This is a genomic window from Corynebacterium genitalium ATCC 33030, from assembly GCF_000143825.1.
Taxonomy (GTDB): Bacteria; Actinomycetota; Actinomycetes; order Mycobacteriales; family Mycobacteriaceae; genus Corynebacterium; species Corynebacterium genitalium.
Window position 1 is genome coordinate 891,703 of sequence record NZ_CM000961.1, and the last position, 21,777, is coordinate 913,479.

19 protein-coding genes are annotated in these 21,777 nt (G+C 63.7%); 6 read left to right on the top strand and 13 right to left on the bottom strand.

Translation table 11 applies throughout. From position 1 onward, the window contains the following. Nucleotides 1–492: 492 nt before the first annotated feature. The 4 genes from HMPREF0291_RS04145 to HMPREF0291_RS04160 are packed head-to-tail and all read right to left on the bottom strand — an operon-like array spanning nucleotide 493 to nucleotide 4,541. On the bottom strand, nucleotides 493–2,172 hold the full coding sequence (locus HMPREF0291_RS04145) for a phospholipase D-like domain-containing protein (protein ID WP_005288400.1): 1,680 nt from the start codon (nucleotides 2,170–2,172) through the stop codon (nucleotides 493–495). Then, nucleotides 2,169–2,951 carry an exodeoxyribonuclease III gene (locus tag HMPREF0291_RS04150; protein ID WP_005288403.1) on the bottom strand — a complete coding sequence of 261 codons (783 nt, stop codon included), beginning with the start codon at nucleotides 2,949–2,951 and terminating at the stop codon, nucleotides 2,169–2,171. Before HMPREF0291_RS04150 ends, HMPREF0291_RS04145 begins: the two co-directional genes overlap by 4 nt. 5 nt (nucleotides 2,952–2,956) lie before the next feature. Beyond that, nucleotides 2,957–3,961, bottom strand: a complete 1,005-nt coding sequence (locus HMPREF0291_RS04155; protein ID WP_005288406.1) for an N-acetylglutamate synthase, CG3035 family — start codon at nucleotides 3,959–3,961, stop codon at nucleotides 2,957–2,959. Between the two features lie 10 nt (nucleotides 3,962–3,971). Continuing rightward, on the bottom strand, nucleotides 3,972–4,541 hold the full coding sequence (locus HMPREF0291_RS04160; protein ID WP_040423483.1) for a peptide deformylase: 570 nt from the start codon (nucleotides 4,539–4,541) through the stop codon (nucleotides 3,972–3,974). A 22-nt stretch (nucleotides 4,542–4,563) separates the two neighbouring features. Here HMPREF0291_RS04160 and HMPREF0291_RS04165 point away from each other — a divergent pair, with 22 nt between their 5' ends. The 3 genes from HMPREF0291_RS04165 (at nucleotide 4,564) to HMPREF0291_RS04175 (ending at nucleotide 7,758) form a co-directional block, all read left to right on the top strand. Further along, nucleotides 4,564–4,791 (top strand): DUF3263 domain-containing protein, encoded by a 228-nt coding sequence (locus tag HMPREF0291_RS04165; protein WP_005288412.1) that lies wholly within the window; start codon nucleotides 4,564–4,566, stop codon nucleotides 4,789–4,791. Nucleotides 4,792–5,218: 427 nt separating this feature from the next. Next, on the top strand, nucleotides 5,219–6,388 hold the full coding sequence (locus tag HMPREF0291_RS11250) for a LytR C-terminal domain-containing protein (RefSeq protein ID WP_005288415.1): 1,170 nt from the start codon (nucleotides 5,219–5,221) through the stop codon (nucleotides 6,386–6,388). A gap of 248 nt (nucleotides 6,389–6,636) precedes the next feature. After that, nucleotides 6,637–7,758 carry a glutamate--cysteine ligase gene (locus HMPREF0291_RS04175; RefSeq protein ID WP_040424176.1) on the top strand — a complete coding sequence of 374 codons (1,122 nt, stop codon included), beginning with the start codon at nucleotides 6,637–6,639 and terminating at the stop codon, nucleotides 7,756–7,758. On the opposite strand, the gene HMPREF0291_RS04180 is transcribed toward HMPREF0291_RS04175, so the two are convergent. The 9 genes from HMPREF0291_RS04180 to HMPREF0291_RS04220 all read right to left on the bottom strand — a co-directional run bounded on the left by HMPREF0291_RS04180 (nucleotide 7,755) and on the right by HMPREF0291_RS04220 (nucleotide 18,652). Further along, entirely contained in the window at nucleotides 7,755–8,120 is a 366-nt protein-coding gene (locus tag HMPREF0291_RS04180) for a monovalent cation/H(+) antiporter subunit G (RefSeq protein WP_005288420.1), read from the bottom strand. The genes HMPREF0291_RS04175 and HMPREF0291_RS04180 overlap by 4 nt on opposite strands. Beyond that, on the bottom strand, nucleotides 8,120–8,398 hold the full coding sequence (locus HMPREF0291_RS04185; protein ID WP_005288422.1) for a monovalent cation/H+ antiporter complex subunit F: 279 nt from the start codon (nucleotides 8,396–8,398) through the stop codon (nucleotides 8,120–8,122). Before HMPREF0291_RS04185 ends, HMPREF0291_RS04180 begins: the two co-directional genes overlap by 1 nt. Nucleotides 8,399–8,404: 6 nt before the next feature. Then, nucleotides 8,405–8,923: a Na+/H+ antiporter subunit E gene (locus HMPREF0291_RS04190; RefSeq protein ID WP_005288425.1), complete on the bottom strand. Its 519-nt coding sequence runs from the start codon at nucleotides 8,921–8,923 to the stop codon at nucleotides 8,405–8,407. Then, nucleotides 8,920–10,797: a Na+/H+ antiporter subunit D gene (locus HMPREF0291_RS04195; protein WP_005288430.1), complete on the bottom strand. Its 1,878-nt coding sequence runs from the start codon at nucleotides 10,795–10,797 to the stop codon at nucleotides 8,920–8,922. Before HMPREF0291_RS04195 ends, HMPREF0291_RS04190 begins: the two co-directional genes overlap by 4 nt. Then, nucleotides 10,787–11,281 carry a Na(+)/H(+) antiporter subunit C gene (locus HMPREF0291_RS04200; RefSeq protein ID WP_005288433.1) on the bottom strand — a complete coding sequence of 165 codons (495 nt, stop codon included), beginning with the start codon at nucleotides 11,279–11,281 and terminating at the stop codon, nucleotides 10,787–10,789. Before HMPREF0291_RS04200 ends, HMPREF0291_RS04195 begins: the two co-directional genes overlap by 11 nt. Then, a complete protein-coding gene (locus tag HMPREF0291_RS04205; RefSeq protein WP_005288435.1) occupies nucleotides 11,282–14,332 on the bottom strand; it encodes a Na+/H+ antiporter subunit A in 3,051 nt (1,016 codons plus the stop codon). A 239-nt stretch (nucleotides 14,333–14,571) separates the two neighbouring features. Continuing rightward, on the bottom strand, nucleotides 14,572–15,093 hold the full coding sequence (locus HMPREF0291_RS04210) for a hypothetical protein (protein ID WP_005288441.1): 522 nt from the start codon (nucleotides 15,091–15,093) through the stop codon (nucleotides 14,572–14,574). A gap of 363 nt (nucleotides 15,094–15,456) precedes the next feature. Then, nucleotides 15,457–16,830: a M20/M25/M40 family metallo-hydrolase gene (locus HMPREF0291_RS04215; protein WP_005288443.1), complete on the bottom strand. Its 1,374-nt coding sequence runs from the start codon at nucleotides 16,828–16,830 to the stop codon at nucleotides 15,457–15,459. 160 nt (nucleotides 16,831–16,990) lie between these two features. Next, nucleotides 16,991–18,652 carry a DUF222 domain-containing protein gene (locus HMPREF0291_RS04220; RefSeq protein ID WP_005288445.1) on the bottom strand — a complete coding sequence of 554 codons (1,662 nt, stop codon included), beginning with the start codon at nucleotides 18,650–18,652 and terminating at the stop codon, nucleotides 16,991–16,993. 447 nt (nucleotides 18,653–19,099) lie between these two features. On the opposite strand from HMPREF0291_RS04220, the gene groL reads away from it, so the two are divergent. The 3 genes from groL to HMPREF0291_RS12120 all read left to right on the top strand — a co-directional run bounded on the left by groL (nucleotide 19,100) and on the right by HMPREF0291_RS12120 (nucleotide 21,628). Continuing rightward, nucleotides 19,100–20,734: a chaperonin GroEL gene (gene groL, locus HMPREF0291_RS04225; protein WP_005288447.1), complete on the top strand. Its 1,635-nt coding sequence runs from the start codon at nucleotides 19,100–19,102 to the stop codon at nucleotides 20,732–20,734. A gap of 528 nt (nucleotides 20,735–21,262) precedes the next feature. After that, nucleotides 21,263–21,457, top strand: a complete 195-nt coding sequence (locus tag HMPREF0291_RS04230; protein WP_005288449.1) for a hypothetical protein — start codon at nucleotides 21,263–21,265, stop codon at nucleotides 21,455–21,457. Nucleotides 21,458–21,496: 39 nt separating this feature from the next. Further along, complete coding sequence (locus HMPREF0291_RS12120) at nucleotides 21,497–21,628, top strand: hypothetical protein (protein WP_005288450.1); 132 nt, start codon at nucleotides 21,497–21,499, stop codon at nucleotides 21,626–21,628. Nucleotides 21,629–21,777 lie beyond the last annotated feature (149 nt).

Here is a 21,777-nt window from a genome sequence, read left to right on the forward strand (position 1 = left end):
GTTTCTACCTGGCTCGACATCGCGTGCACTCAGGGTTTTGAGGCCGGCTTGGTCGCAGCAGACTACCTGCTTGCAAACGGTTTCGAGAGCGTCGAGTTAATGGACAAGCTTGTCGATGCTAGCCCCTGCCGCGGCATCTGCATCGCGCGGGACAGTCTTGAGCATGCGATCGACAACTCCCAATCCGCCGGCGAGAGTTTCGCCCGCGCCCTTCTCATCCAAGCGGACATCGGCCCGTTGACTCCGCAGGCACAGGTCCTCGGCCCCTATAGCGTGGATTTACTCATCGGTGAGTGGCTCATTGTCGAGGTGGATGGCGACGTGAAGTACAAAGAGATCCGGTCACAGCAACGGAGCGTGAACGCACTCGCCAGAAGCGGATCGAGCGGCTCGGCTATCGGTTCTTGCGCTATAAGCCATCGGAGATTGAGGAGGATCCCGCCGGTTTCATCGCGGAGGTGCGCCGTGCTCTTGCGCAGGTTGCTTAGCTGTCTATTGCAGCGCCGAGGTCAGCTTCATCACGTTGTCGATGTACCTGCGCGACCACGGCCGCTTCTTCCACTCGTCGAGCGTGAGCTGCCGGGACACGGACAGGTACGCGGAGGCGAGCTCGCAGAGGTCGGTGATCAGCGGCCCTTGCAGGATGAACAGGCTGTTTTCGTAGTTCAGCGAGAACGAGCGCATGTCCATGTTGGACGAGCCCATGATCGCGATCTCGTTCAGGTGCGCGGCGTCTGGCGCCCGTTGCACATTTCCGCTTGTCGACGCCTCCGACCCAGCACCCCCCTCATGCCCCGCATGATCGGCCCCACTCGTAGCGGCGTGAGCTTCGACCGATGCGCCGCGCGGCAGGTCAGCCGATTCTGTAGGGGTTTTGGCAACATCCCCCGCCCGGGCAGTGCCTGGCTTTGGCTCGCCTGCGTCCGGATAGGTCAGCGCGACGGGGTCCGCGATGGCGAACTTGGTGTGCAGCACGTAGGGGGCGGGGAACTGCCAGATGTGCACGCCGGCTTCCAGAAGCTGCTGGTAGTAGGCGGATTGAGCGTGGTTGACCATGAACTGGTCGGCTTTCTCGCCGACGAGGAGGTCGACGCGCACGCCGCGGTAGCAGGCGGTCGTGATGGCTTCGAGCATGGAATCGTCGGGCACGAAGTAGGGGGAGCAGAGAATGAGCCGGTGGCGGGCGTGGTGGATCAAGGTGTTGAACATCCGCAGGTTCGGCTCGGTGGTGTAACCGGGGCCGGAGGGGATGAGCTGGAGGACGTTCTGGTCTTCGAGGGTGGCGGGGTCCGGGTCGTGCGGGGCGGAGATCTCGAGGATCTCGCCGGCTTCGGTGTACCAATCGACGGCGAACATGGACTCGAGCGAGGCGACGATCGGCCCGGTGAGCTCCACAAACGCATCGACCCATTGGCGGCCGTGCTTGACGTGGCCGGGCATGAGGTACGTCCGGTCGATGAGGTTGAACGACCCCATGAACGCGACCTCATCATCAATGACCATGAGTTTGCGGTGGTTGCGCAGGTCCGGCCGGCGGAATTTGCCGCGCAGCGGCTGCAGCGGCAGCATCATGTGCCACTCGATCCCAGCCTCCGTCATCCGCCGTTTGAATGTGCGGAAGTCGGGGTACTTCCAGGAGCCGATGTGGTCGAACAGAACCCGGACTTTCACGCCGCGCGCGACTGCCCGCTCCATCGCCTCCCACACTTGCCCGGTCGTCTTGTCCCAGGCCATGGCATAAATCTCGACGTGCACGTGCGAGGTCGCCCCGTCGATCGTCGAGGCCAACCGTCGCATTGTCGCCGAATAGTCGGACCAGAGGTGCTTGACGTGGCCGTCCAGCGCTGGGAAGCCCGTCAAGGTCCGGTTGAGGTGGGCCATCGTCGCCACCTCGCCGGATACTGATGCGGCGGAGGGGTAGTCGGGGAAGGAGGTGTGGACGTCGTTAAGCATCGCGTTGGCCTCCCGCTGAATGCGGTGACGCCGCCGCGACAGAAATGTCGAGCCGAGGAAGAAATAAATCGGCAGCCCGAGGAACGGAATGAGCAGGATGACCAGCAGCCACGCGTTCGCGCTGGACGGTTTGCGGTTTTCCGGGATGACGCCGATGACGGCGAATTTGATGGTGTAGTCAATCACCATCAGTACGAGTTGCCAGGTGGCGAGGCTCATCGGACCTCGTCCAACTGCAGCCGCGTCAGGTCGTAATCCACGACGACGGGTGCGTGGTCGCTCGTGCCCTTGCCCTCACGCTCATGCGTATCGACGAATCCAGCCCCCTCCAACCCCGACAACTGGAAATCAATGAGCATCCCCTCGCCTTTTTGGAAGCGCATGCCCTTGTAATCCCAGTAGGAGTAGGGCTCGGGGTGGGTGGCTTGGTTCAGGCCGGCCTCGAGCAGGGCTTCGAAGGCGGCGCGCTCCGGCTCGGTGACGTGGGTTTTTCCCTCGAAGAAGGCGCGGTCCCAGACGTCTTTGTCGGTCGGGGCGATGTTGTAGTCGCCGCAGAAGACCTGGGGTGTGGAGGGGTCGATCTGCTCGGCGAGGCGCCAGAGGAACTCGAGTTTGTAGTCGTAGTGGCGGTCGCCGATCTCGCGGCCGTTGGGGACGTAGAGGCTCCACACTTCGACGCCGCCGCAGGTCGCGGCGACGGCGCGGGCCTCGCGGTCCTGCGGGGCGTCGGGTTCCTTGTTGAAGCCTGGCTGGCCGTCGAACCCGTCGCGCACGTTCTCGAGCCCGACGCGGGAGATGATCGCCACACCGTTCCACTGGTGGTAGCCGACGTGCGCGACATCGTACCCCGCGGCCTCAAACGCCGAGTAGGGGAACTTGTCGTCGGAGCATTTCGTTTCCTGCATGGCCAGGACGTCGACATCATTGCGCTCCAGAAAGGCGACGGCCCGGTCGATCCGGGTACGTACCGAGTTGATGTTCCATGTAGCTACTCGCATGCGATCTACCCTAGCCGGGCGTAGCGGTGGCGGTGGTGCTCGGTGAAGCCCAGCTTGTCGTAAAGGCCGATGCCTGCGTCGTTGGTCGCCAGGACCTGGAGGTACGCCGCGTCGGCCCCGCGCCGCGTACCCCACTCGAGCATGCGCCCACCCAGCAGTGTGCCAAGCCCGCGCCTGCGGTACTCCGGCGCGACTTCGACTGCGGAATACCCCAGCCAGGCGCGGCCGTCATCGGACTCGGTGATCGTGCCGCGGGTGACCGCGACGACGTTGCCCTGCGTGTCGAGGAGGGAGCCGAACCCCATCTCCCCCTCAATCCCGTCACGCAACTCTGCCAGGGCTTCCGGCGGCAACGGCTGGCCGCGGAAGTGGTACATCGACAGCCAGTCGTCGGAGGGCTGGGAGTCGATGCGGAAGGTGAACCCGCTGGCCAGCGCGCCGGGCTCGGTCTCCGCGTCTTCGCCGGCGAGCTCACGCGTCATCGTGATGATCTCCGGCCCGAGCTCCCAGCCCGCACCACCCGCACCCTGCTCGCGTGCGACCAAGTCGGCCGCCGGCTTGCCGATGCGCTCCGGAATCAACAACTGCACCGGCATCCCCCGCTCGGCATAGAACGCAGTGATCTCGGCGAGCGGAACCGGTTGAAAACCAGCCGAATGCCCGATCGGGGTGGCCGAGTTGGAGCGTTCGGCGATGGAGGAACCGGAGCGGGTGAGCCAGCCGTCGATGAGCATGCGCTCTTGGCCGGGGAACGCGCGGGCGTACGCGGTTTCGACGGCGCGGATGTCGGAATTGCGGATGCGGCGCGGGCTGAGGCGGCGGAGGACCAGGATGTCCTCGGCCGGGATGGTCAGCGCTTCCGCCTCGGACGGCAGGCCGCCGACTTTCTGCGGGCGGATGACCAGCGGGTCGAGCGCCTCGATGTGGCCGATGACGTCCGTGGCGTGGTTGCCGAAGCGGCGGCGCACCACCACCCGGTCGCCCGGGGAGAGGGGTTCAGCGCGGAACACTAGTGCTCTTCTAGTGCCCGAACGGGTCCTCGTCGGTGCCCGGCAGCCACGTGTTGCCGGCCTCAGTCCACCCGTTCGCCTTCACCGCGCGCTTCGCCTCGCGCTTGTACCGGCCGGTGAGAACGTCCAGGTACACGTACCCGTCCAGGTGGCCGACCTCATGCTGCAGGCAGCGCGCGAAGAAACCGGTGCCCTCGACCTCGACTGGGTCGCCGTTCTCGTCGAGGCCGGTGACCTTCGCCCACTCGGCGCGCGCCGTCGGGAAGGACTCGCCGGGGACGGAAAGGCAACCTTCGTCGTCTTCGCCGTCGTCCTTTGGCATCGTCTTCGGGATATCGCTGGTCTCCAGCACCGGATTGATCACCGTGCCGCGGCGCATCGTATCGCCATCTGGGCAGTGGTACACGAACAAGCGCTTATTCACGCCGATCTGATTCGCGGCCAGCCCCACGCCGTTCGCCGCGTCCATCGTCTCGTGCATGTCGGCGATGAGCTCTTTGAGCTCCGCGACCGGCTCAGTGACAGGCTCGGTCGGCGTGTGCAGGACGGGGTCACCGTGTATGACAATCGGTCGGATCATGGCGACCAGTATAGTTTCGCGCATGGACCCCACCGACCTGACCATCCTCGACTTCGCGGACCGCGCGCCCCGCAGCCTCGGCGCGCGCGAAGAAGCCATCCGGGTTGAGCTGGGCATGTCGCCGTTCAGGTACTACCAAAAGCTCAACACACTTATCGACGACCCCACCGCCCTCTCCCACAACCCCCAACTCATCCGCAGACTCCAGAGGCTGCGCGACGCCCGCGCCCTCGGCCGCGACGCAGGGTAGGGGTTCGCGGGCCTGGTTGGTAGGCCGGGCTGGTGTGGTGGTCTTGGCTGGCCCGCGCTGGCGAGCTCGCCTGGCCAGCCCTCGCAGTTCGCGCTGCAAAAGTCTACAAACCCGATTTCGGTTTGCTGCCTGAAAGCGCTCTTACCTGCGGCGATAGTTCCAGAGCGACATCGAGTTCGTCATCTTTTGCACAAGCGCCTACGGGGCACGCGTTCTACACTGTGTCTGAGCTGCGTTCGGGGTTTCAGTGGCAGTGTGTTGCGGAAAAGTTGACGAGCTCGAGGTGCCTGTATGACACCAAAACTCGCTGACCAGCTGTTTCGGTTCTAGGCGAAAATCGGGTTTGTCAACTTTTCTGCAAAGCGCATTGAAAGAGTCGGCGCGTCGCAAACCTTTCGAGACAAAAGAGACAACTAGGGTGACTGCTGTGACTAATGTGAACTCTGGTAAACCTGGCACCTTCGATCGTTCGTCGCACCTTTACTCCGACCGGTACGACGAAATTTCCGACGGCTCCTTCGGCGAAGCCTACGAGGAGTACTACGACACCCCTCTAGAACCGGACGCGCCGGCTACTCCGGCTGAGCGCGCATCTTCGGGCGGTAGGCACCGCCGCCGCGACGAGGACGATTATGACTTCGGCGCCTCGGCTGGAGCAGTAAGCGCGGCTGGTGCAGCTGGCACCGTTGGTGCAGCTGGAGCGAGCGCGTACACCGGCGGTGACCTTCACACCCGTGACGCTGCTTACGGCGACACCGTTTATAGCGACCGCGGATACGGCGGCCGCGATTACGTCGATGATTACTCCAACGGCGAGTTTGCCGAGGCAGAGTACCCCGAGGAAGAGTACGCAGACGGTTACCCGGCTGACGAGTACGTCGACCAGTACGAGGACGCGTATGACGATCGGACGGTGATGGTGCCGGCGGTGCGGGCGTCGAGAAGCGAAAGGGCAGGTAGCTCCGCTGTCGCCGCAGGTAGTGTGCCTAAGCGTGGCCTCGCGATGATCCTGATTGCCGTTGCCGCGCTGCTCGGACTGTGGGGCCTCTACGCGATGATGCAGAAGGATAATTCCGGCGACGTCGCGCAGGAGCAGACCCCGGAGCAGGTGCAGAACGCGAACGGCCAGAACAGCTCGAACGTGCCGAGCGGCCACGACGGCAACGAGCTGGATCCGGCTGCGCAGAACGACAGCCGGCAGAACGCGAGTAACGACAGCGCCCAGACCAACCAGGCCGACAACCGCACTCCGGAAGGCGCTGCGCCGGCGGCCAGCGGCCAGGCGATGACGGCTGAGAACGAGACGATCAACGTCTACAACAACTCCACCGTCCCGAACCTCGCAGCCGAGGTGTCTGACCAGCTCAAGGGGCAGGGTGTGCAGGTCGGTGAGGTCGGCAACATTGGTGAGCAGCAGGCCGTCCTCGAGCAGAACACCGTCTTCTTCGACCCGGCGACCCCGGGTGCGGAGGAGCGGGCGCGGGTGCTGGCGGACCGCGTTGGGGGTGTCGCTAAGGCGAACGACCCGACCGTGCCGAGCGAAGCGAACAACCCTGGTTCCCTGACGCTGGTTCTGACCGGCCCGGTGAACCTCTAGCCGACAAAGTTCACGAAAACCGGCCTTGTGGCGGCACCCGACCGCACGAAAGGCCGGTTTTGTCGTTTTAGTATCGCCTTCTACTGAGTTCGCTAAGATCCGACCTGGGAAAATGCTGCTGAAATCCGCCAGAAGGCGATATTAAAATTGTAAAACCGCCCCGCATGACGTATTCAGAAACAATGCAGCCCAACGCGAACACCGCGAGCAACGCGAACCCCACGCACAACCCCGCCGCCCACTCCGTTATGGACCCGTTCCGCGATTTCAACCGCTCGGAGGGCCCGTCGTTGGGCGTGGAGTGGGAGATTGGTGTGATCGACCCAGCCACTCGCGACTTGGTGGCGCGCGGCCCGGAGGTGATCCAGGCGGTGAACGATCGCTGGCCGGATGTGCACCTGGAAAAGGAGTTCCTGCAGAACACGGTCGAGCTGGTCACCCCGGTGTGCCGCAATACGGCGGAGGCGATCGAGTATCTCCGCGCCACGAAGGACAAGATTCAGGCCGTCACGGACGAGAAGAACTTGCAGTTGTGGGCGAGCGGCGGCCACCCGTTCTCGGATTTCCGCGAGCAGGCGGTGGGGGATAAGCCGACGTACCAGGAGATCGTTAACCGCACGCAGTACTGGGGCCAGCAGATGTTGCTGTGGGGTACGCACGTTCACGTGGGCATTCGGCATGAGGAGCGGGTGTGGCCGATCATCAACGCGATCATGACGAAGTACCCGCATTTGCTGGCGGTTAGCGCGGCGAGCCCAGCGTGGGAGGGCCTGGACACGGGATACGCGTCGAACCGCACGATGCTGTACCAGCAGCTTCCCACCGCCGGAATGCCGTACCAGTTCCAAAATTGGTCGGAGTGGGTGCAGTTCATGCGCGACCAGACCACCTCGGGCGTCACGTCGCACACCGGCTCAATGCATTTCGACGTCCGCCCGGCGGCGAAGTGGGGCACCATCGAGGTGCGTATTTCGGACGCATCGCCGACCCTCCGCGAGCTCGCGGCGGTTGTGGCGCTCACGCACTGTTTGGTGGTGCACTACGACGCGATGCTTGACGACGGCCGCGACCTGCCCACCCTCCAACCCTGGCACGTCGCAGAAAACAAATGGAGGGGCGCTCGTTATGGCCTGGAGGCCGAGGTGATCACGAGTCGTGCGACGGATGAGCGCCTCGTCACCGATGAGCTGTATGACATGGTCGAGGAGCTCCAGCCGGTGGCGCAGCGTTTGGGGTGCGTTGATGAGCTGAATCTGGTGCCGGGGATCATCGAGCAGGGCGCGGCGTATCAGCGTCAGCGCGCGATCTACGAGCGGACGGGGGACTGGCGCGACGTGGTCGACGCCACGGTTGCTGAGCTGCGCGGCTAGTACTTCGCGGGGTTCTCGTTGACGGCGATCTGGTCGTCGCCGCCGTAGAGGGCTTCGCGTCGGGAGACGCGGCCGAGGCGCTGCGCGGTGACCGGGTTTGTCATGAGGGCGAAGAGGAGTAGGAGGAAGAGCATTCCGATGTCGCCGCGCTGGCCGGGCCCGAAGCTGTCGGAGCCGGTGAGGCGGAAGATGACGCCGATGATCACCAGCACCAGCCCCACAGTCTGAGGTTTGGTGACAGCGTGAATGCGGGCGAGGGTGTTGCCGAAGCGGGCGATGCCGACGGAGGCGAAGAAGACCTGCAGGGCGCCGAAGCTGATGAAGATGAGCGACAGGACGTCGGAGATGAATTCCCAGGTCATTAGAGTGCACCGTCCCTCTTGCGGAAGCGGGCCACCGACAGGGAGCCGATGAAGCCTAGCAGGGCGACGACGAACATCGCATTGACCACGGTGGTGTCGAGGGTCCAGCAGATGTAGGTGGCCAGCGCGCACTGGAGTGAGGCGACAACGCCGTCCATGGCGATGACCCGGTCGAGCGAGTTGGGGCCGACCACGAGGCGCCAGGTGGTGATGAAGAACCCGGCGACAAGGAACGCGGCCGCGACGGCCAGCACGGAGTTGTAAATCATGTCGTCCATGGTGGATCAGTGGGCCTTTCTCTTCTCGAAGATGGCGATCATGGAGGCCTCCAGCTCCTTGACGTCATGGAGGGCCTTGTCGATTGCTTGCTGGGATCCGGCGTTGAGCACGTGGATGGTCCAGATGCGGTTGGCCAGGTCGATATCGGTGACGCAGCCGCCGGGTTGGAGGTTGTAGGCGCATGTGGCGAAGTAGAGTTCCAGCTCGGACCCCAAGCGCATGGGCACCTTGAAAATGCCGCTCTTCGGCGGGTCAGCGGGCCGGATGGCGAGCCACGACACCTGGATGGCGGCGGTGAAGAGCTGGCCGACCCAGCGGATACCGAACTTGCTCAGCTCCCAGAAGTCGATGCTGATGCCGCCGGTGGGCAGCGGCGGCAGGGGCAGCAGCACGGTGATCAGGATGCCTAAAGCGAGGCCGGCGAAGACGTTGCCCCAGCTCAGTTCACCCATGAGCAGGATCCACATGAGGGTCAGCCAGACGATGAACCAGGGGCGGAAGCGGCTGCGGAATCTTTGCATCATGAGTCCTCTGCCTCCCCGACGACGGAAGATTTTTCACGCTCGGGGCGCACCCCGCCGGTGGCCTTCTCCTCTTCGTAGGAGGGGTTGGTGCCGCCGTTGTCCGCCCGCGCGCCCGTGTCGGCCGACGAGGGCACGGGTGCGGTGGAGACCCCAGCGTCAGGGGTGCGGATGTCGTGGCGTCGCTGGTCGATGGTGTCGGAGCCGTCGTCAAGCCTGTCTTGGTCGAGGGTGCGCGAGGGGTTCGACCAATCGTCGCCGAGCACAGCGGTGCGGTAGATGGATTGGTCCATCGCGGAGTCGGCGGCGCGGCCGGTGATGGCGGAGATTGGGCCGGCCAGGATCGTGATGCCCACGGACGCGGCGATCAGCGTGGTGGTGGAGGCCATCATGCCGAACGGGACGCGGCCGACGTCGGAGCGTTCGGAGGCGTCGACGGTGTCGTGAATGTCAGCCAGCGGGCTCACGCGCACGCTGGTGACGTTGCCTTCGGGGGCGTCGGATCGGTCGCGCAGGAACGCCTTCGACCAGACGATCATCATGGCGTAGAGGGTGAGCAGCGATGTCACCACGGCGCCGACGATGAGCACCCACGACAGCCACGTGCCGTCTTCGGCACCGGCCTGCAGCAGCATGACTTTGCCTAAGAAACCGGAAAACGGCGGGATGCCACCCAGGTTGAGCGCCGGGACGAAGTACAAAATCGCGATGAACGGGGCGGTATACAGCAGCGAGCCGAGCCGGCGCAGCTGCGAGGAGCCGACCTGGCGCTCGATCAGGCTGACCACCAGGAACAGCGAGGTCTGCACCAGAATGTGGTGGACGGCGTAGAAGATCGCGCCGTTGAGGCCGTGCTGCGAACCCAAGGCCACGCCGAAAATCATGTAGCCGATGTGGCTGACCAGGGTGAACGACAGGAGACGCTTGATGTCGTTCTGGGCCAGGGCACCCATGACACCGACAATCATCGTGGCCAGCGCGACCCACATCATCAGAATGTCCAACGACCCGTCGGTGAACATGGTGACGCGCACGCGGATGATGGAGTACACACCCACCTTGGTCAAAAGGCCCGCGAAGACGGCGGTGACCAGGGACGCGGCGGTGGGGTAGGAGTCGGGCAGCCAGGCGTCCAGGGGGAAGATCGCAGCCTTAATGCCGAAGGCGACGAGCAGGGTGGCGAAGATGGCGGCGCGGGTGCCGTCGTTAAGCTCCTCGAGGCCCATGCCCGCTTGCGCCATGTTGATCGTGCCCACGGACGCGTAGACCAGACCGAGCGCGAACAAGAAGACCATCGATGACGCCATGGACACCATGACATAACCGATGCCGGCGCGGACACGCAGCGGGGACGCGCCCATGGTGAGCAGGACGTAGGACGCGACGAGGAAGATTTCGAAGCCGACATAGAGGTTGAACAGGTCGCCTGCCAGGAACGAGAGGTTCACGCCCATGGACAGCAGCATGTAGATGGGCAGGAAGACTTCCACGGGGTCGTTCTCGTTGCCGTCACGAATACCTTGCGAGATGGCGAACCACATCACGCAGAACAGCACGATCGCCGAGACGAACAGCATGATGCCGGAAAGACGGTCGGCGACGAAGGTGATGCCGATCGGCGCGTCCCAGCCGCCTAGCTGCACGGTCTGGATGCCTTCGATGTCGGCTACCAGAATCATCGACGCCGCGATGACGGCGAGCACCAGGAACGTGAAGAACGCGATGTTGCGCTGCAGCACGCGGTGCTTTCCGGCCAAGAGAATCAGCGCCGCGGCCAGCGCCGGGATGAGCACCGGCAGCGGGATGATGTACGGCATGTATGGCATCAGCCAGTCCACATAGGACGTGTACCACGTGTGGTCGACGTTAGCGCCCATCTTGCGCCTCCTTCACGGGTTCCTCGAAGGAGCGGGGGCCGAAGGCGTCGCCGCCGCGAGAGAGGCGGCCAGTTTCGGGGTCATCGGAGGCGTCAGCGTCCGGCGCGGCAGACGGCGTCGCGGGGCGCGCCGCAATCGCCTGGTCCTCGGCGTCGTGCTCAATCACGTCGTCAGTACGGTAGCGGTACTGCCTGTACAGCAGCGCGAGGATGAATGAGGTCATCGCCATCGAAATCACAATCGCGGTGAGAATCATCGCCTGCGCCAACGGATCCGCAATCACGTCGCCGAAAATGAAGGATTCGCGGTCCCGGATCGGCGGCGACCCCGCCTGCCCGCCGGATTGCAGCAGCAGCAGGTTCGCGCCGTTGCCGATGAGCATCACGCCGAGCAGCATGCGCGTCATCGCGCGGTCCAGCATGAGGTACACGCCGCACGCGATCATCACGCCAGACGCCATGAGCAAAAATAGGTTCGCTTCCACCTACAGCTCCTTTCCGCTTATCGACGCGTGGGGCCGGCCCTCGCTTCGCTCCTCGCCGCCCCCACGAGATGTCTCGGCTTTCTTCTGTTTCTCGGCTTCCCGTTCTCGTTCGCGCTGGGCGAGGGTTTCCTCGCGGGCAGCACGCCGCTGTTCGTTCTTGCGCTGCAGGGCGCGGGCACGGTCGCGGGCGCGCTCCTTGCGCTCGTCCTCTTCCAGGTCGAGCTGGCCGCCCAGGGAATGCAGGATGTGCATGGCCAGGCCGATGACAATGGCGTAGACGCCGGCGTCGAAAAGCAGGGCGCTGGGGATGGTGACCGGGCCGATGAGCGGCAGCTCCGGCTCAATATAACCCGAGGTCAGCGGCGGGTAGCCCATGAACATGGGGATGATCGCCGCGGCGCCGGAGAGCAGCAGGCCGGTGCCCAGGATCTTTGCCGGGTCGACCGGCAGGGCCTCTTCGAGTTCCTCGCGGCCGCCGGCGAGGTAGCGCAGCGTGAAGGCGAGGCCAGCGACCAAGCCGCCGGCGAAGCCGCCGCCGGGCGCGTTGTGGCCGGAGAAGAAGAAGTACGCCGACAGCAGGATCATCGACGGGAAGAGGATGCGGGTGACCACGTCCACCATGATCGAGCGGTTCTGCGACTTCTCCGTGTCCACGCCGGAGGCCAGCCAGCGCGGTTGCCGGGAACTCAGCGTCGGGCGGCGCGAGCTGCGCTGGAAGGACTGGGTGCGGTAGATCAGGGAGGCCACGCCGGTCGCGGCGATGACCAGGACGCTGATCTCACCGAGGGTATCGGCGGCGCGCAGGTCCACCAGCAGCACGTTCACGGTGTTGCGGCCGTGGCCGATCTCAAAGGCGAGGTCGGGCATGAACTCGGAGATCGGCGTGGCGGTGCGGGCGGACATGGCCACCATGGCCACGACCACCACGGACAGGCCGGTGCCGACCGACAGCCAGGCCCGCAGGCGGTTATCCAAGTCCTTGCGGACATCGACGTCGGTGGGCAGCTTGCGCAGGACGAGCATGAACACGACCATGACGATCGTCTCCACAAGCACCTGCGTCAGCGCCAGGTCCGGCGCGCCGTGCAGAGCGAACATGAACGCCAGGGCGTAGCCCGTCATGCCCACCAAGATCACGATGGACAAACGGTTCCGGGCGCGGGTCGCGGCGACAGCGCAGATCATCAGGATGATCGCGGCCATGCCCTGCCACGGAGAATCCCACAGGATCATGCGGATGTCGTTGGCGCCGCCGATGATCAGCGCGCCGATGGGCACGACCATGAGCACAGCGAAGATCGTGGCCAGGTTGATGGTCAACGAACCACGCTGCGTCGACGCGGTCAAGCGTAGCGACGCCTGCCGCAACGCCTTGAGCATGTTGTCCCAGAGAGCATCTGCATCGCCCAGCGCCGGGCGGTCGAACTGAGCGCGGGCCACCAGCTGGCGCTGCAGGAACATGACGGTGCCCACCAGCACAATGACGATCGTGAGCATGAGCGGCACCGTGATGCCGTGCCACAGCTTCAGGTCTTTGCCGGGGTCGCCGGGGAAGCGCACGTCGAGGTGCTGGTTGAACGCGTCCGACAGCAGGCCAGGGAACGGTCCGAAGATAACCGTCAGGACGGTCAGGACCGCAGGAGGCAACCACTGGAGGAATTGGATGGGGTCGCGGTCGCGGACGGCGGGGGTGGAGCCGTCGATAAGCTCTGTGTCTTCGCTGAGCTCGTGCTCTTTTTTGCGGGCGAAGGCGCCCCACAGGAAGTACAGCGAGTACGCCATGGTGAGGATGGAGCCGACCACGAACGCCACGAGCATCATGTTGCGCGGCATGCCGACTAGCAGTTCCTCATGCAGGGTCGCTTCGAGGGCGGCTTCTTTGGCGACGAAGCCCCACAGCGGCGGAATGCCCGCCATCGACGCAGCGGAGATGGTGGCCAGGATGGCGACCAGTGGTTCGCGGCGGCCCAGGCCGGACAGTTCGCGGATGTCGCGGGTGCCGGTGGTGTGGTCGATGGCGCCGACGATCATGAACAGCGCTGCTTTGAATAGCGAGTGGCTGAACACCAAGGTCAGGCCCGCCATGGTGGCGGAGGGGGAACCGATGCCGATGACGGCGATCATGAATCCCAGCTGCGAGACGGTGCCATAGGCGAGGATGAGTTTCAGGTCGACCTGCTTCAGAGCCATCCAGCCGCCGAGGAGCATGGTGAAGATGCCGGCCGGGATGACCACGACGTGCCAGGCCGGGATGGGTGCAAAGTCGGGCGCGAGGCGGGCGATGAGGTAAACGCCAGCCTTCACCATGGCTGCGGAGTGCAAGTAGGCCGAGACCGGTGTCGGGGCGGCCATCGCGCCGGGCAGCCAGAAGTGGAACGGGGCCTGGGCGGACTTGGTCAGGGCGCCAAGGAGCAGCAGCACCACGACGGCGGAAATCCACGGGACGTCCGCCAGCTCGGTGCGGGCGGGGATTTCGGACAGCCGCCAAATGCCGGTCTGGGTGCCGAAGAGGACGATGCCCAGCAGCATGGCCAGGCCGCCGAAGGTGGTGACCAGTAGCGCCTGGTTGGCGGCGCGGCGTGACGACGCGCGCTCACCGTAGTAGGAGACCAGCAGGAACGACAGTACCGACGTGATCTCCCAGAAGATGTACATGACCAGGAAGTTGTCGGAGATGACCAAGCCGTACATCGCCATGGCGAACATAGTCAGCTGGGAGCTGAAGATGCTCAGGCGAATGGGGTTCGTGTCGAAATACCCCCAGCAGTACAGCAGCACCAGGGCGCCCGCGCCGAGGATGATCAGGGAGAACAGGCCCGCGAGGGCATCGAGCCGGAACTCCAGGTTGAGATACAGCCCGGGCATCCACGGATAGCTGGCCAGGATTTCGCCGCCATCTTTGAAGGTGCCGTCGGCGAACTGGTACACCATCCACGCGAAACCGGCCCCGGGAACCAGGGCCAGGATGCCGAAGGCGGGGCGGCCGAACGCGCGAAGCAAAAACGGGGCGGCCGCGGTGGCTGCGACGAGGGCGAAGAGCAGCGTGATCACAGGGCCTCCCAAGATTCGAATCTAGTTTTCGCACGTTTTTCCGGCGCGCTGACAGGACAGAAACACCCAGCTCAACTTGGGAAATAATGAGACCAAATCAAAAAAGGCGCGTCATCGCTGGCGCGGCCAACGGGATTTACTTTACCGGTTTATTGCCGCGGCCGTAATCCGGGGGTTCGACGTGGATTAGAGGCTATCGGGGTTGGCCATAGATTCGGAGTTAGCCGCAGATCCGCGGGTTATCCGTAGATGCGCTGGGCGCCGGAAGACATGGCGGCGGCGATGGAAGCCTCGGAGGTGGGGCCGAAGCCGATGGCCCACGCGGTGTTGCGCTCGTTGATCTGGTGGGCGACCTTGATCGCGGTGAACGTTGCCTCGTACAGCTCGATCTGGTGGAATTCGAGGATCTCGATGTAGCGGCCTTCGGTCGCCAGCATCGCAGCGAACGCGTGGGCCGGGCCGGAGGCGGTGACCTCGTGGTGGGTCGTCTGCGGCGGGAACGTCTTGGAGGTCTTGGTGACATCAGCGGAGTAGCTGTTGTAGCACCAGTTCGCCTTATCCGTGTGGATGTCGGAGATCCGCAGCGTCGGGGTCGGCGCGTAGGTGGCGGTGAACAGCGACCAGCTCATGCCCATGGCTTCCTCGCGCAGTTCGCGCGGGAGGCGGCGGGGGGATTCGAAGCGCAGCTGGAACGGATCGAGTTCCCCGGTGCGGGTCTGCTGGGTCTGAGTCTGGGTGGCAAAGGCGGTCGTGTTCGACATGTCGAGTCCTTCTACATTTCGCGGTGTTGTGTGGGGGAGGAGTACCGACTCGCTTGTACTGGTTGGCTAACGACCACTCACCCGTGCCGCGTGGAGTCGGTTACTCCGCGTCGGGGTCCGTGGCCCGTAGTACCGCTAGTAGAAGAATGCGCTTTTGCATGACAGTCACTTTAAGCGAGCTTCACGTGACGCGCAACACATTTCGTCGATTCATATACGCGCGCCACTCGCTTATCGACGCCCCCGCCCGCCGTTCTCCCATCTCAGCCCCTGTATCTGCGGTCTCGGGTTTCGGGTAAAACTCTCGCAAAAAAGGCCCGAGAATGTTCCGTCTTGCGGGATGGGTGGCGTGGTTTGGGCGAGTTAGAGCTGTGAGACCCGCTGGAGGAAGAGTGCCTCCGCCACGGCGACCCGCTCGATTTCGTACGGGTGCACCGATTCGTCCACGGAGTGGATGCCGGCTGCGTTGTCTTCCACGCCGAACATGGCGATGGCGGCGTCGGGGAAGTGCTTCTGCAACGTCGCCGTGAGCGGGATCGATCCGCCGGAGGCGACGACGGCCAGCTCGACGGCGGGGTCGTCCTCGGCGTAGGCCTCGCGGAGACACGCGCCAAGCAGCCCAATGGCCGGGCGGTCCGGGTCGGTGGCGAACCCGTGGTTGATGTCAAAGATCTCCACCTCCACATGCGCGCCCCACGGAGTGTGGTCGATCAGGTGTTGTTTCAGGGCCTCGGCGGCCTCGGCCGGATCCATCGTCGCGGGCACGCGCAGGTTGAGCTGCGCCTGCGCCTGGGGGACGATCGCGTTCACGGCTTGGTCCACCGGGGTGGAGGTGAAGCCAGTGACGCTCACGGCGGGGCGGGCCCATACGAGGTCGGAAGGCTGCTCGCCGGCCTCGGCATCGCCCATCAAGCCCACGCCGTCGAGGACGCCGCCGTCTTTGCGGAAGGTCTCGGCGGTGTATGGTTCACCTTCCCATGTCTGGGTGCAGTCGAGGCTGTCGATGACGGTCCGGCCGTGCTCGTCGCGAAGCGAATCCAACGTCCGGATCAGCGCCGCCACCGGGTCGGGTGCGGCCCCGCCGAAGGTGCCGGAGTGGATCGCGCCCTCCAAAGTCTTCATGGTCACGCGTACCTGGGCGCCGCCGCGCAGGGCGGTTGTCAGGGTGGGCGTGCCGACCGCAACGTTGCCAGAGTCAGCGATCAGGATGACGTCGGCGCGGAACAGGTCCGGCTTCTCATCGATCAGCTTCTCCAGGCCACCGCCGCCGAGTTCTTCCGAGCCTTCGACCACGACAAGCAGGTTCGCGTCGGTGCCGCCGGCGGCCTCGAGCATCCGCAGAGTTTCTAGGTGCATGGCGATGTTGCCTTTGCAGTCGGAAGCGCCGCGCCCGTACCAGCGACCGTCGCGCGCAGTGAGGGTGAACGGGTCCGATGTCCAAGCGGCGGGGTCGCCGGCCGGAACGATGTCGTAGTGGGAGTACAGCAACACGGTCGGCGCACCATCGGTGCCGGCGCGGCGGCCGATAATGACGTCCGCATTATCGACGGTGGGGTGCCGCTCCACCTCGAATCCATGCTCGGCCACAGCGGCGGTGACCCAGTCCGCGGCGGCGGAGTGCTGGTCGGCCAGTTCCGGTGTGGAGTGCGGGGAATTGAACGACACGAGGCCGGACAGGTCCTTGAAGATCCTGTCGCGGTTGGGGACGAGCTGTGCTGTGGTGTTGTCGGTGTTCATGTTCGCGACCGTACTCGCGGTGCCGACGGTGTGCGGCTTCCGCAATGCTTGTCGAGAAGGAGAAGTAGGTGCAGGCATGCCTGTGTTCACGGTGCGCGTCTGCGCGGACCGCGGCGTTGGGGCATGCGGGTTTGGGCGTGGCATCGGGAGAAGCGCTTCTCTATTCGCGGGCATGGGTATGTGCTCGCGGTCTGGGCTGTTTTCGGGTGCGGGGTCGTGTGTTGTTTGGTGGGAATAGGGGTGGGTCGGGTCTGGTTTTGGGTGTGGGTGTTGTGGGCCCACTGGTGCCACTGCCGGTGGTGATGCTGGTGGTGGTGTTTCTGCGGCGGATGCGGTTGGCTGCGCAGTGGTGGGCGGGGTCTGTGGTGTTGAACTGCATGTGTGTAGCCCCGGGTGTGACAAGTCCGGCTTGTCCGGTGTCGGGGTCGTAGTCCATATGTCCTTTGCCCCAGGTGCCGTCGCGGTTGTCGTTGTTGCATCTGTGGTGCTGCCGGCATAATCCGGTGAGGTTATCCATCGTGGTCAAACCACCCAGGATCCAGGCGAAGATGTGGTGGGCTTCGCATTCGGTCAGTGGTTTGGTGCATCCGGTCCAGGAGCAGACCCCTTGGACGGCGAGCATCGCGATGCGCTGCCCGATCGAAGCAGTGCGGGTTTTACCCATCGACAGCGGCACCGCAGTGACGGAGTCGAGCTGGAGGATGAAGTTCGCCTGGTCTGAATCAGCGGTATCCAGGGTGCCCAGGCCGAGGCGGGCCATGTCGATGACATCAATGTCGATACCTGTGTTGGTGGCAAACAGGCCACCGCCGGCAGCGTAGCCGTCAGTATCGGCAAGATCGTCCATTGTCATGGCGATGACGACAGATGCCGCACCACCGCTGAGCTTTTGCTGGCCTGATTCGAAAGCTTTGAGGATGGTGGTGAATTGGTCGTAGTGGCGTTGGGGTGGCGTGCGGTAATCCGTCACACCACCGGTTTCGCCGGTGCCATCATTACCGCGCTGAGCATCACCGGTGTTGGTGTGCGGGGCGAGTCCTTTATCCAGGTGCGCTTTGAATAGTGCGGTATCACCGGCGGTGGCGGTGATGGTGATCTCGTGGGTGCCGTCAGCTTTGCGGTGCCCGATGTGGACCGCGCGGTTGGCAAAACCTGCGTTCGGGTTATTTCGTGGGGCGTGCTTACGGTTGGCGGCGTCGACGTTGCGGCGCACGAACATCCGGAGGTCTTTTACGTCCCGGGAGGCGGCTTCATCCATGGCTTGGGCGTGGATGCGGGTGCGGTCCCCGCGGGCGGGGGCAAGCAGCTTGTCGAGTTCGCGGCGGATGATGTTCTGCTTCTCCGCGGACACCCCGGCTGCTTTGGTGCGTGCTTCTTCCTGGCTGCGGCGGGCTTGCTCTTCAGCCTCACGGCGGGCCTGTTCGGTTTCCTCATTATCCGTACCGAACTCGAGCTCAAACCCTGAACCACCGGAACCATCATCGTCACCACCGGTGTCAGCCGGTTCAGGTGTCACTGGCGGTGCGAAGAGGTCGCGTCCGCGGGCGAGCCGGTCGTAGGCTTCCCCGGCCGAGAGCCCTAGTCGGGTGGTCAGGTAGGCGTTGGGGTGGACCGCCCCGACGAGTCGTCCGGCGTTGTCACGGTCGCACAGGTAGGCGAATGAAGCGTCGATAAGCGCTTTGGCGTTAAGGTGCTCCTCGAGCCTTTCCATCTCAGCGGCCACATCATGCAGCGATAGTAGAGACGGGTCGGCGAACTCGTCGCGAAGCTGCGCCAAAGCATCGCCGATAGTGTCCACAAGCTGTGCGATGCGCCCCGTCATGGTCCCCTCCCCTCGATACTGTGTGCAGCGTATCAACCGATGCCACCATTGTACCCACCCCCAAACCATGAGCGCAAGACTGTTCGAAAATATTCACAAACATATTTCCCCGGCCAGGCCCAACCCGAGCGCAACTCAAGCGGAGCTCGGCAGCAGACGTGAAAAAGTCGGACACCCATGTTCGCTCAAAGCGCACTCCACGCGCGGGCCCCGACGTTGCACTCCCTACCCCTGACTGCTAAAAATGGCTTTAGCACTCCCGCCAAGTGAGTGCTAAGAACGTCAATCCTGACCGGGATGAGGCTGGTCTGCGAGGGCTAAAGACAACGCGCCCGAGCAGCACTCGCCAGCCGTGCCGTCGCGGGCGCCGGGTTGGGACTTTGAGGCGTGAGAGTGGCGTCGTAAAGCAAAAAACAGCCACCTTAAAAAGAGGAGCAACAAACTCACATGGCAAAGATGATCGCATTCGATGAGGAAGCACGTCGCAGCCTCGAGCAGGGTCTGAACACCCTGGCTGACGCTGTGAAGGTGACGCTGGGCCCAAAGGGCCGCAACGTTGTCCTGGAGAAGTCCTGGGGCGCGCCGGCGATTACGAATGACGGCGTGACCATTGCGAAGGACATCGAGCTCGAGGATCCGTACGAGAAGATCGGTGCTGAGCTGGTCAAGGAAGTCGCCAAGAAGACTGATGACGTCGCTGGCGACGGCACCACCACCGCAACCGTGCTGGCTCAGGCACTGGTCCGTGAGGGCCTGCGCAACGTCGCTGCCGGCTCCAACCCGATGGGCATCAAGCGCGGCATCCAGGCTGCGGCCGAGAAGGTCTCCACCGTCCTGCTCGACTCCGCCAAGGAGGTCGAGACCGAGGAGGAGATCGCTAACACCGCCGGCATTTCCGCGTCTGACCCGGAGATCGGCAAGAAGATCGCCCAGGCGATGTACGCCGTCGGCAACGGCTCCGTGAACAAGGAGTCTGTCATCACCGTCGAGGAGTCCAACACGTTCGGCGTGGACCTCGAGGTCACCGAAGGTATGCGCTTCGACAAGGGCTACATCTCCGCCTACTTCGCCACTGACATGGAGCGCGGCGAGGCTGTCCTGGAGGACCCGTACATCCTCCTGGTGTCCGGCAAGATCTCCAACGTCAAGGAGCTGCTACAGGTTCTGGAGCAGGTCATGCAGTCCGGCAAGCCGCTGCTGATCATCGCCGAGGATGTAGAGGGCGAGGCTCTGTCCACCCTCGTGGTCAACAAGATCCGCGGCACGTTCAAGTCGGTGGCTGTGAAGGCGCCGGGCTTCGGCGACCGTCGTAAAGCAATGCTGCAGGACATCGCCATCCTCACTGGCGGCCAGGTCATCTCCGAGGAGGTTGGCCTGTCGCTGGACACCGCTGACATCTCCCTGCTGGGCCAGGCACGCAAGGTCGTTGTGACCAAGGACGACACCACCATCGTCCAGGGTGCTGGCGACCAGGCTCAGATCGAGGGCCGCGTGAAGCAGATCCGCGCTGAGATCGACAACTCCGACTCCGACTACGACCGCGAGAAGCTCCAGGAGCGCCTGGCTAAGCTCGCCGGCGGTGTCGCTGTGATCAAGGTGGGTGCTGCCACCGAGGTCGAGCTCAAGGAGCGCAAGCTGCGCATCGAGGACGCTGTCCGCAACGCCAAGGCTGCTGTCGAGGAGGGCATCGTCGCTGGCGGTGGCGTGGCCCTGCTGCAGGCATCCAAGGAGCTCGAGGGCGACCTCGGCCTCGAGGGTGACGAGGCTACCGGCGTCAAGATCGTCCGCGAAGCCCTCTCCGCTCCGTTGAAGCAGATCGCGCTCAACGCTGGTCTCGAGCCGGGCGTTGTCGCTGACAAGGTTGCTAACCTCCCCGCTGGTGAGGGCCTGAACGCCGCCACCGGTGAGTACGTCAACATGCTGGCCAACGGCATCGCCGACCCCGCGAAGGTCACCCGTTCCGCACTGCAGAACGCTGCGTCCATCGCTGGCCTCTTCCTTACCACCGAGGCTGTCGTCGCGCAGATGCCGGAGCCCGCAGCTCCCGCAATGGACCCAGAGGCCATGGGCGGCATGATGTAAGCGAGCTTGCTCGCTTATCGACGCGCCCTCCCCCGTCCCACAAAATCCCCACCCCTAGGCGCAAGCCTGGACGGTGGGGATTTTGCGTGCGACCAGCAGGCTTCTTACATCTCGATTCAGCAACGCTGCGCTGTGAGATCCCGTTGGGCGGTGGGTCTGTATGGCTGGAGTAAAGCTGTGAAACACCCCCGGAATAGGGGTGGAAAAACTATTAGGAAAAGAATTTTCCTGCTGAATTCGGCATATCGAACGCCTGGTAAAACGCGTTACAGACTGAGGGGTTGTTCGCCTAGAAGTAAACTTTTGGCGATCAAAATATGCAGGTAGTTTGACATACCCGCCATCACTTAACCAACTGTTAATGTTTTAAGACGAGCTTAAGGAATAGTGTGCTGGTCATGGCAATGAATTGCATGTGTTGACGGCTGTGAGATCTATGGCAATATTGCTCTTGTGACGCCCGACCGGGGTGTCTGAACACCAGAAACCTCATCCGGCGTCAGCCGGTGAACTCAAGGAGATTTTCACATGGACGTGAAGGAAATCATCACCCACCTGTCCAACTTCCAGGACACCTGGAAGGGCTGGGACAAGGTCATCAGCGGCCTGACCGACTTCTTCGGCGGCAACCCGATTCAGGACATCGCTGACCTCTTCGCTAACGACGCTGAGAAGCTGAAGGGCGCTTTCGAGCCGCTGTCTTCCCTGTCTTCTAACAACTAATTTCACCCACCAGCCCTAACACATCACAGGAGAAAAACAATGGAATTCTTCGCAGGTTCTTCCCAGTTCGCAGAGGGTCTCGGCAAGATCTGGGAGCCGATCTTCAAGTTCATCAAGCCGCTCGTCGACGCTGCTGAGGGTGCTGAGAAGCTCCTCAAGCTGCTCCCGTAGTAGCTTCCTTCCCGTCTGAGCGGGATTCACTAACCCTGTCGCTTCGGCGACAGGGTTTTTGCATTTTGACACCCAGCTCCTCAGGCTATTCATGCATGGCGGCTAATAGATGTGTCAGCAAACTCAAATTCATGCGACCGAATTTATAG